At 71.0% G+C, this 8410-nt stretch carries 8 protein-coding genes, 1 tRNA gene and 2 pseudogenes; 3 read left to right on the top strand and 8 right to left on the bottom strand.

Annotated features, from left to right (window positions below):
- Nucleotides 1-211, top strand: a pseudogene (locus D8M39_RS12185) (molybdopterin molybdenumtransferase MoeA); the annotation flags it as partial.
- Nucleotides 212-433: 222 nt separating this feature from the next.
- Here D8M39_RS12185 and D8M39_RS12180 read toward each other — a convergent pair.
- From D8M39_RS12180 to D8M39_RS12155, 6 genes are all read right to left on the bottom strand, one after another.
- Entirely contained in the window at nt 434-1600 is a 1167-nt protein-coding gene (locus D8M39_RS12180; RefSeq protein WP_126875101.1) for a GNAT family N-acetyltransferase, read from the bottom strand.
- Nucleotides 1601-1857: 257 nt separating this feature from the next.
- Entirely contained in the window at nt 1858-2568 is a 711-nt protein-coding gene (gene rplA / locus D8M39_RS12175) for a 50S ribosomal protein L1 (RefSeq protein WP_055086199.1), read from the bottom strand.
- An 87-nt stretch (nt 2569-2655) separates the two neighbouring features.
- On the bottom strand, nt 2656-3087 hold the full coding sequence (gene rplK / locus D8M39_RS12170; RefSeq protein ID WP_055086197.1) for a 50S ribosomal protein L11: 432 nt from the start codon (nt 3085-3087) through the stop codon (nt 2656-2658).
- Between the two features lie 133 nt (nt 3088-3220).
- A complete protein-coding gene (gene nusG, locus D8M39_RS12165) occupies nt 3221-4138 on the bottom strand; it encodes a transcription termination/antitermination protein NusG (RefSeq protein ID WP_055086195.1) in 918 nt (305 codons plus the stop codon).
- Nucleotides 4139-4184: 46 nt separating this feature from the next.
- Nucleotides 4185-4451 (bottom strand): preprotein translocase subunit SecE, encoded by a 267-nt coding sequence (gene secE / locus D8M39_RS12160; RefSeq protein ID WP_055086193.1) that lies wholly within the window; start codon nt 4449-4451, stop codon nt 4185-4187.
- A 64-nt stretch (nt 4452-4515) separates the two neighbouring features.
- Nucleotides 4516-4588: transfer RNA gene (locus D8M39_RS12155), tRNA-Trp, on the bottom strand.
- A 239-nt stretch (nt 4589-4827) separates the two neighbouring features.
- Between D8M39_RS12155 and D8M39_RS12150 the strand changes: the two genes are divergently transcribed.
- Both D8M39_RS12150 and D8M39_RS12145 read left to right on the top strand, forming a co-directional pair.
- Entirely contained in the window at nt 4828-6039 is a 1212-nt protein-coding gene (locus D8M39_RS12150) for a pyridoxal phosphate-dependent aminotransferase (protein ID WP_094395223.1), read from the top strand.
- Nucleotide 6040: 1 nt separating this feature from the next.
- Nucleotides 6041-6406 (top strand): hypothetical protein, encoded by a 366-nt coding sequence (locus tag D8M39_RS12145; RefSeq protein ID WP_055086191.1) that lies wholly within the window; start codon nt 6041-6043, stop codon nt 6404-6406.
- A 98-nt stretch (nt 6407-6504) separates the two neighbouring features.
- On the opposite strand, the gene D8M39_RS12140 is transcribed toward D8M39_RS12145, so the two are convergent.
- Together D8M39_RS12140 and D8M39_RS12665 are read right to left on the bottom strand one after the other, a co-directional pair.
- Nucleotides 6505-7962, bottom strand: coding sequence for a PepSY domain-containing protein (locus tag D8M39_RS12140; protein WP_126875100.1), 1458 nt, complete (start codon nt 7960-7962; stop codon nt 6505-6507).
- 79 nt (nt 7963-8041) lie between these two features.
- A pseudogene (locus D8M39_RS12665) lies at nt 8042-8410 on the bottom strand (hypothetical protein); the annotation flags it as partial.

Below are 8410 nucleotides of genomic sequence, written 5' to 3'. Positions count from 1 at the left end.
GGGCGTGCCGATCACCGCCGGGGCGGACATCACCGGCGGCCGCGCGGAGCGGCTCGTGCCCGCGCGTGCGGAGGACGGCGGGTGGCTGCCGTGCCGGTCCGTGGGCTCCAACATGCTGCGCGGCCTCAGCGCCGCTGACGGGCTGCTGTGCGTGCCGCGCGGCGGACTGTCTGCGGGTGGCACGACGACGGCGCTGCCGCTGCCCTGGTGAGTGCCGCGCCCGAGGCGGTGCCTGGGCAGGCACGGCCTCGACGACTGCCACCCGGTGAGTGCTGGCCGGGCCGGGGCTGCTCGGATGGGGGCTACTCGGGCGGGGACTGCTCCGGTGGGTGCCGTCTCGGCGAGTGCTGACCGGTGGGTGCGACCTGGGCCGCACTGCCCTGACGAGGCACGGCCCGGTGAGGCTGCGGCGTCGTGACCCTCAGCGCGCCGGTCAGACGATGCTGAAGTCCTGCTCCCAGATGGCCGACTGGCCGGCGTCGCGGAAGCCGAGACGGGCGTTGACCCAGTTCATGCGGTCGTTGCCGCTGTGGGTCCACGAGTAGACCGTGCTGACCTCCGGGGCCACCACCGCCAGCTGCTCGAGGTTCGCGAGCTTGAGACGCATGCCCAGCCGGTGGCCGCGGTGCTCGCGCACCACCAGCGTCTCGTCCTGCAGGGCGAGGGCGGGCTGGTGCTGGGCCAGGATCAGCTCGGTCATGCCCACGAGCTCACCCGTGCGCACGTCCTCCACGACCGCCATGAGGGAGCGGTCGCCGTCCTCCTGGCGCAGCTGCTCGGTGCGGCGCACCCGCTGCCCGTCCCACGGATCGGGATCGGTCACCAGGGGGCGCACGAACGAGTCGGTGGGGATCTTCGCGTGCAGCCGCGCAAGCGGCTCCAGCAGCGTCTCCGGGGCCTCCCCCACCCACGTGTGCATGCGGTAGTGGTCCGCGAAGGGGGTGTCCGCCAGGGAGTCGTGCAGCCGGTCCAGCCGGTCCCCAGCCAGGGGAACGGGCAGCAGGGCGAAGCTGCTCACTGTGCGCAGCTCGTAGCCCGCGTGCTGGGCGAAGCGGGTCTGCCGGTGGCTCGCCGGCAGCCGGCCGGAACCGTCCGCGGCCTCGAGCCACTGCACGGGCCCGGCAGTCTCCACACCGCCGTCCGTGATGCCGTCCACGCTGCCGTCCCCGGGGCCCTCGGGGTCCCTGGCCTCGGAGGCCGGGTGCTCCGTCACGAGGCGCAGGAAACGGCGGGACTCTCCGTGCGCCAGCTGCTCGGCAGCACCGAGCAGGCCCCGGCCGATGCCCTCAGAGGTCTCCTCCGGGTCCACGTGGACCACGATCTGGGCCATGTCCGTGTCCTCGAGCAGCGGCATCCGCACCTCTGCACGACCCACCAGACGGTCGTCCAGGTACGCGCACAGGATGTTGACCCGCTCGTAGGGATCCTTGAGGTCGCGGAAGATGTCCTGCGCGTCGTTGCTCAGCTGGCTGGTCCCCCACACGTGCTCTCGGCACGACTGCACCAGGGAGGCGAGGCCGCCCAGGGTGTGCCTGGCGTCGTCGTCGAAGGCATCGGGGATGCGCAGCAGCTCGATGCGTACGGGTGACGGGTGCGTCACAGTGCTCTCCTTCACTGCCGTTCTCGAGCCCGAACGGCACCGCGGCAACGGATCCGCACGGACTCCGGCCTCAAGTACATCACGATTGCCTGGGCATCCCCGGGTGCCGGGCGGGATCGCCAGGGGACGCCAGGCGCCCGGGACGACACTCGGCGCGGCTCCCGGACATGGAAACAGGGCCCGACCTGGGACGGCACGGGCCCTGCTGTCACGATCGGAAGGGGTGGGCGCCGATTGGGCGCCCACCCCTCACCGGATCACGCCTGGGGGATCACCTCGGTGGCGTTCGGGTCCACGGGCACGCCCGGGCCGAACGTGGTGGCTACGGTGGCCTTGGTGATGTAGCGGCCCTTGGAGGCGGAGGGCTTCAGACGAAGCACCTCCTCCAGGGCGGCCGCGTAGTTCTCGGCGAGCTTCTGCGTGTCGAACGACGCCTTACCGATGATGAAGTGCAGGTTCGAGTGCTTGTCGACGCGGAAGTCGATCTTGCCGCCCTTGATGTCGTTGACGGCCTTCGTGACGTCCATGGTCACGGTGCCCGTCTTCGGGTTCGGCATCAGGTTGCGGGGACCCAGGATCTTGCCCAGGCGACCGACCTTGCCCATCATGTCCGGGGTGGCCACGGCGGCGTCGAAGTCCGTCCAGCCGCCCTGGATCTTGGCGATGAGGTCGTCGGAGCCCACGAAGTCCGCACCGGCGGCCTCGGCCGCGGCGGCCTTGTCACCCGTGGCGAAGACGACCACGCGGGCGGTCTTGCCCGTGCCGTTGGGCAGGTTCACCGTGCCGCGGACCATCTGGTCCGCCTTGCGGGGATCCACGCCCAGGCGCATGGCCACCTCGACGGTGGGGTCCGACTTGCTGCCTTCGGCCAGTTCCTTGGCCAGGGCGACCGCCTCGGCGGGGGCGTAGAACTTGCCCGCCTCGATCTTCTCGGCAGCTGCCCGGTATGCCTTGCTGCGCTGTGCCATCTGCTTCTTCTCCTTGTGCAGTTGTGGTCTGCGGACCGCGCTCGGCCCTGCCACGAATGTCTACGTGCTGGTGAGTCCGGAAGGGACTCAGTTGACCTCGATGCCCATGGAACGGGCGGTGCCGGCGATGATCTTCGCCGCGGCGTCGATGTCGTTGGCGTTGAGGTCTTCCTTCTTGGTCTCGGCGATCTCACGGACCTGGTCCATGGTGATCTTGCCGACCTTCGTGGTGTGCGGGACACCGGAGCCCTTGGGCACGCCGGCAGCCTTCTTGATCAGCTGGGCGGCCGGAGGGGTCTTGGTGACGAAGGTGAAGGAGCGGTCCTCGTAGACCGTGATCTCCACGGGCACGATGTTGCCGCGCTGGGATTCCGTGGCCGCGTTGTAGGCCTTGCAGAACTCCATGATGTTGACGCCGTGCTGGCCGAGCGCGGGACCCACGGGAGGAGCCGGGTTGGCGGCACCCGCCTGGATCTGCAGCTTGATGAGGCCTGCGACCTTCTTCTTCTTGGGAGCCATGTGATGGTCCTCTTTCTGGCTGTGCGTACCGCCGCACAGGAGCGTACGACGGCGGGTGGTCGCCGTGGCGCGGCGACCGGACGGAAGTGCCCCGGACCAAAGCGCATCCGGGGAGATCCGAAGTCTGTGGCGACTAGATCTTGGTGACCTGGTCGAAGCCGAGGGTCACGGGGGTCTCGCGCTCGAAGATGGAGACCAGCACCACGAGCTGCTGGGATTCCACCTTGATCTCGGAGATCGTGGCGGGCAGCGTCTCGAACGGGCCCTCCTTCACGATCACCGACTCGCCGACCTCGAAGTCCACCGTGATCTGCGGGGCGGCGCCGCCCTGGGCACCGGACGCGGAGCCGGCGGTCTCGCCGACGCCCTTGGCCTTCTCGGGGGTCTCGAACGTGGGCGCGAGCATGTCGAAGACCTCGTCCAGACGCAGCGGCGCCGGGTTGTACGCGTCCTGGCCCACGAAGCCGGTGACACCCGGGGTGTGGCGGACCGCGCCCCAGGAGGCGTCCGTGAGGTTCATGCGCACGAGCACGTAGCCGGGGATCCGCACGCGGCGCACGGTCTTGCGCTGCGAGTTCTTGATCTCCACGACCTCCTCCATGGGCACCTCGATCTGGAAGATGTCCTCTTCCATGTTGAGGGACTGGATGCGGGTCTCGAGGTTCGTCTTCACGCGGTTCTCGTAGCCGGCGTAGGTGTGGATGACGAACCAGTCGCCCTCCTGGCGGCGCAGCTTGGCCTTGAACTCGGCCACCGGGTCCACGTCGTCCTCGACGGTCTCCTCGGTGACCTCCACCGTCTCGGTGGGAACGGCCACGGGCTCCACGGCGCCCTCGGCGACGTCGAGGTCCGCCTCCTGGACGGACTGCTCGGCAGTGGGCTCCGGGGCCGTGGTGTCCTCGGCCCCCGGGGTGGCGTCCTGGACGTCGTCCGTTCCGGCGGTCTCCGCCGCGCTCACGCTCTCCGTCGACTCGTCCTGCGCAGCGTCAGCCGAGGGGGCGTCGGACTGTGCGGGCTGAGTGGCGTCGTTCTCGAGCTCGTGATCGCTCACTGGGGATTCCTGCTTTCTGTGGACGTCTGTGAAGTGCTGGAGGGGGTCACTGGGCCTGGGTGCCGTTACCGAAGAGCCAGATGGCCACCTGGCCGAAGCCGAGGTCCAGCAGGGAGATCAGCACCATCATGAATGCCACAAAGACCAGGACCACCAGGACGTAGTTGACCAGTTCACGCCGGGTGGGCGTGACGACCTTCTTGAGCTCTCCCACGACCTGCCGGAAGAACAGCCAGATCCTGCCGAAGAATCCGCGCCTGCGGTCCGCATCGGTGGGCTGGCCAGGGGTCTGTCCCGTGGCGGTGTGCGACATCGGCTCTCCCCTGCGTGAAGCAGCTGCTCGGCGGTGGTGTGTGTGCCGTGGATAGGTCGTGAAGCAGGGCAGACAGGACTCGAACCTGCAACCTGCGGTTTTGGAGACCGCTGCGCTACCAATTGCGCCACTGCCCTTCAGTGCCCGCACCGCGAGTGCCTCGCTGCTCGGAACACGGTGCCTGAGCCTATCACCGGGGCGTTCGCCCGAGCGACGGTCCCGCGCGGAAATGACCGCACGGGTGGCGGCACCAACCAGTCATGCTACGCGCACGCCCCGTTCCGTGCAAAGCCGGAGGTGGGCGACCTAGAGTGGAGGCAGCGTCCGGGTCCGGCACCGCGGCCCGACATCCAGCCAGCCAGGAGAGTTGATCACCATGTCACCATCGCAGCAGCGGATCTCGCGCCGGATCGGGGCGATCGCCGAGTCCGCGACCCTCGCCGTGGACGCCAAGGCCAAGGCGCTGAAGGCGCAGGGACGGCCGGTGATCGGCTTCGGCGCCGGCGAGCCGGACTTCTCCACTCCGGACTACATCGTGGACGCGGCGGCCCAGGCGCTGCGGGACCCCGCGAACTTCCGCTACTCCCCCGCTGCCGGTCAGCCGAAGCTGCGCGCGGCGATCGCGCGCGCCACCGCCCGGGACAGCGGCTGGGAGGTCGAGGACTCGCAGGTGCTGGTGACCAACGGCGGCAAGCAGGCGGTCTACCAGGCGTTCCAGACCGTCGTCGACGACGGCGACGACGTCCTGCTGCCCGCTCCCTACTGGACCACCTACCCGGAGGCGATCCGGCTGGCCGGGGGCAACCCGGTGGAGGTCTTCGCGGGTGCTGAGAGCGACTACAAGGTCACGCCCGAGCAGCTGGAGCAGGCGTGGACGCCGCGCACCAAGGCGCTGCTGGTCTGCTCCCCGTCCAACCCCACCGGCTCCGTGTACACCGCGGAGGAGACCCGGGCGATCGGCGAGTGGGCCGCCGCCAAGGGCATCTTCGTGATCAGCGACGAGATCTACCAGCACCTGACCTACGACGGCGTGGAGTTCGTCTCCATGGCCCAGGCCGTGCCCGAGCTGTACGAGAACCTGATCCTGCTCAACGGCGTGGCCAAGACCTATGCGATGACCGGGTGGCGCGTGGGCTGGCTCGTGGGGCCCAAGGACGTGGTGAGGGCCGCGACCAACCTGCAGTCCCACCTGTCCTCCAACGTCAACAACGTGGCGCAGGCCGCCGCCCTGGCCGCCCTGGAGGGGCCCATGGACCAGGTGGAGGCCATGCGCGAGGCCTTCGACCGGCGTCGTCGCACCATCGTGGACGGGCTCAACGCCATCGACGGCGTGAACTGCCCCGTGCCCACCGGCGCGTTCTACGCGTACCCGGACGTCACCGCGCTGCTGGGGCGCGAGTTCGACGGCGTCACCCCGCAGACCTCCGCCGAGCTCGCGGAGCTGATCCTCGAGAAGGCGGAGGTGGCCGTGGTCCCCGGCGAGGCCTTCGGACCGTCCGGCTACCTGCGCCTGTCCTACGCCCTGGGCGACGACGACCTCGCCGAGGGACTCGCCCGACTGCAGAACTTCCTGGGAGGGAACAACTGAGATGAGCACCACCGACACCCTGAAGAACCTCGACGCCGCGCTGCCCTCGCCGGTGGCCGTGCCGAGCTCCGTTCTCGTGGCCGCCGGGCTGATCGGCGGCTACGGCGTGGCCCGCCTGACCAAGGTCCGCTCGCTGGGCGGCGTGGCGCTGCTCGCGTGCGGCGTGGCCGCGGGGCGCACGTGGCTGGCCTCCGCCGGACCGGCGACCACCGCGGGGCTCTCCACCCTGTACATCGCGGGCTTCGGGCTCTCCCACCCGCTCGCCAAGAAGATGGGCGCGTGGCCGTCCGTCCTGGCCGTCACCGCCGTGAACGCGGGGGCCTCCTGGGCACTGGTGGACCGGCACAACTTCGCCGACGCCGCCTGAGCGGCTCCCCTGCGCGACAAGGCCGTGGGCCCCACCGGACGGTGGGGCCCACGGCCTTGTTCATGCCACATCGGGCCGAGCCCGAACGCGGAGGCCGCTCAGCCGCGCGCGGCGGCCCCCGTGCGGCGTCGTGCCAGGGCGGCGAGCAGCAGGTCCACCGCGAGGAACCCCAGCAGGGAGATCCCGAGCAGCGGCAGGAACACGCCGACGGCCACGGTCACGAGGACCAGGACCGGCCACAGCCACGCGGGTGCCGCCCGCAGTGCACCGCGCGGAGGCAGCGGACCGAGCTGCGCCGCCGCGGAACGGGTGGGACGGCGGCGCCACCACATCGCGTAGCCGCTCACCACCAGCACGACAATCGCCGCGGCGAGCGCGAGCAGCACGAGCTGGTTGGGCAGCCCGAACAGCAGCCCCATGTGCGCGGCCACGGCCCACTGCGCGAGCTTTGCGGGCAGGCTCCACTCGGAGAACCGCACGTGGTCGGTGACCCGCAGGTGGTGCGGGTCCACGGCCACGCTGTCCACCTGGGTGGGCCAGGAGCGCTCGTTCTCGGAAACCGTCCACGCCGCGCCGTCCGAGGCGGCCGGCTTGATCTCCACGGTCTGCGCCTCCAGCCCCGCCTGCCGTGCCGTCTCGAGCACGGCGTCGAAGGAACCCGGTGCGGCGGCCGCCATGTGGTGGCCGTGGTGATGCTCGGCGTGCTCGTCCGCCGGGGACGCACCGGAACCGTCGGAGCCGCCGGACCCGCCGCCCAGGTCCGTGGCGACCTTCGGGGTGGTCCAGCTCAGGGCCGTGCGCAGCTGGGACACGTTCTCCCCCGCGTACGCGGACCACGTGAGCCCAGAGGCGGAGAGGAACAGGAACCCCACGGCGAGCCACACGCCGGTGGCCGTGTGCCACGAACGGGTCCGCCGGTAGTCGTTGGCCTCCCCCGGGCGGGGAACGAGGCTCACGCGGGCGCGCCGGCCCCGGGCCACCCGGCGCCGGTGCAGCACCACGAGCACCAGGCCGCTCAGCGCGAGGACCCACAGCCAGGTGGCCGCCAGCTCGCTGTAGAGCCGACCGGGCTCGCCGAGCAGCAGTTCCCGGTGCAGCCGGTCGATGGCGGTGCGCAACGGCAGGGCGCCGCTGGTGCCGTACACGGTCATGTCACCCGTGACGCGGCCCGTGCCGGGGTCCACGAACACGGCGCGGGACTCCCCGGCCTCCAGCGCAGGGTCCGCGAACATCACGCGCGTGGTCCCGCCGTCGGATGCGGGGCGGACGTTCACCGGTGACTCGCTCGTGCCCGCGGCACGCTGGGCCGTCTCGACCTGCCGGTCCAGGGTGAGCGGCTGGGAGGAGACGGTGCCGGTGAGCGCGTCCGCGTAGACCGCTCTCTCCAGCTGCGGGGTGAACACGTACAGGGCGCCGGTGACCGCGGCGACCACCAGGAAGGGACCCACGAGGATCCCGGCGTAGAAGTGCAGGCGGCGCAGCAGCGGCAGCAGCCAGGCGGTGGTGGGGTGCGGACGAGCCCGCTCGGACGCTCGCGCGTCCAGGGTTGTGGACATGGTGAAGTACCTCTCGACGAAGATGGACCGGTGCCACCCCGGGGACGGTGCGTCCGGGGTGCCATCGGAAATGGACCGCTCAGATCGAGAGGGCGGGCGGTCCTCGTCGGGAGATGACGCGCACCGGTGACCAGGTGCGCGGGGGCAGGAGGTGGGCCTGGGGAACGGGGCGCAGCGGGCGCCACGGCACGAGCACCGCACTCAGCAGCTCCACCGCGGTGAAGATCACGTGCACGGCGGCCGTCACGAGGCGCCACCAGCCGTCCTCGGCGTGGCGCAGGAGCACGAACGTCACGGCGGCGGCCGCCACGTGGGCCCAGAGCATGTGACCGGTGAGCGCGGCGCCCAGGGTCTCGAGCAGGGTGGGGTCGAGCAGCGAGGGGTCCAGGGCCGCGGTCCCGGCGCCCGACGGCGCGGCGGCGGCCCCCGTGGTCGCGGCCCCCGTGGT

This window comes from Kocuria sp. HSID17590, assembly GCF_003989485.1.
GTDB classification, from domain to species: Bacteria; Actinomycetota; Actinomycetes; order Actinomycetales; family Micrococcaceae; genus Kocuria; species Kocuria salsicia.
The sequence above is the reverse complement of the archived record's forward strand: the minus strand, read 5'-3'. Positions and strand labels throughout refer to the sequence as shown.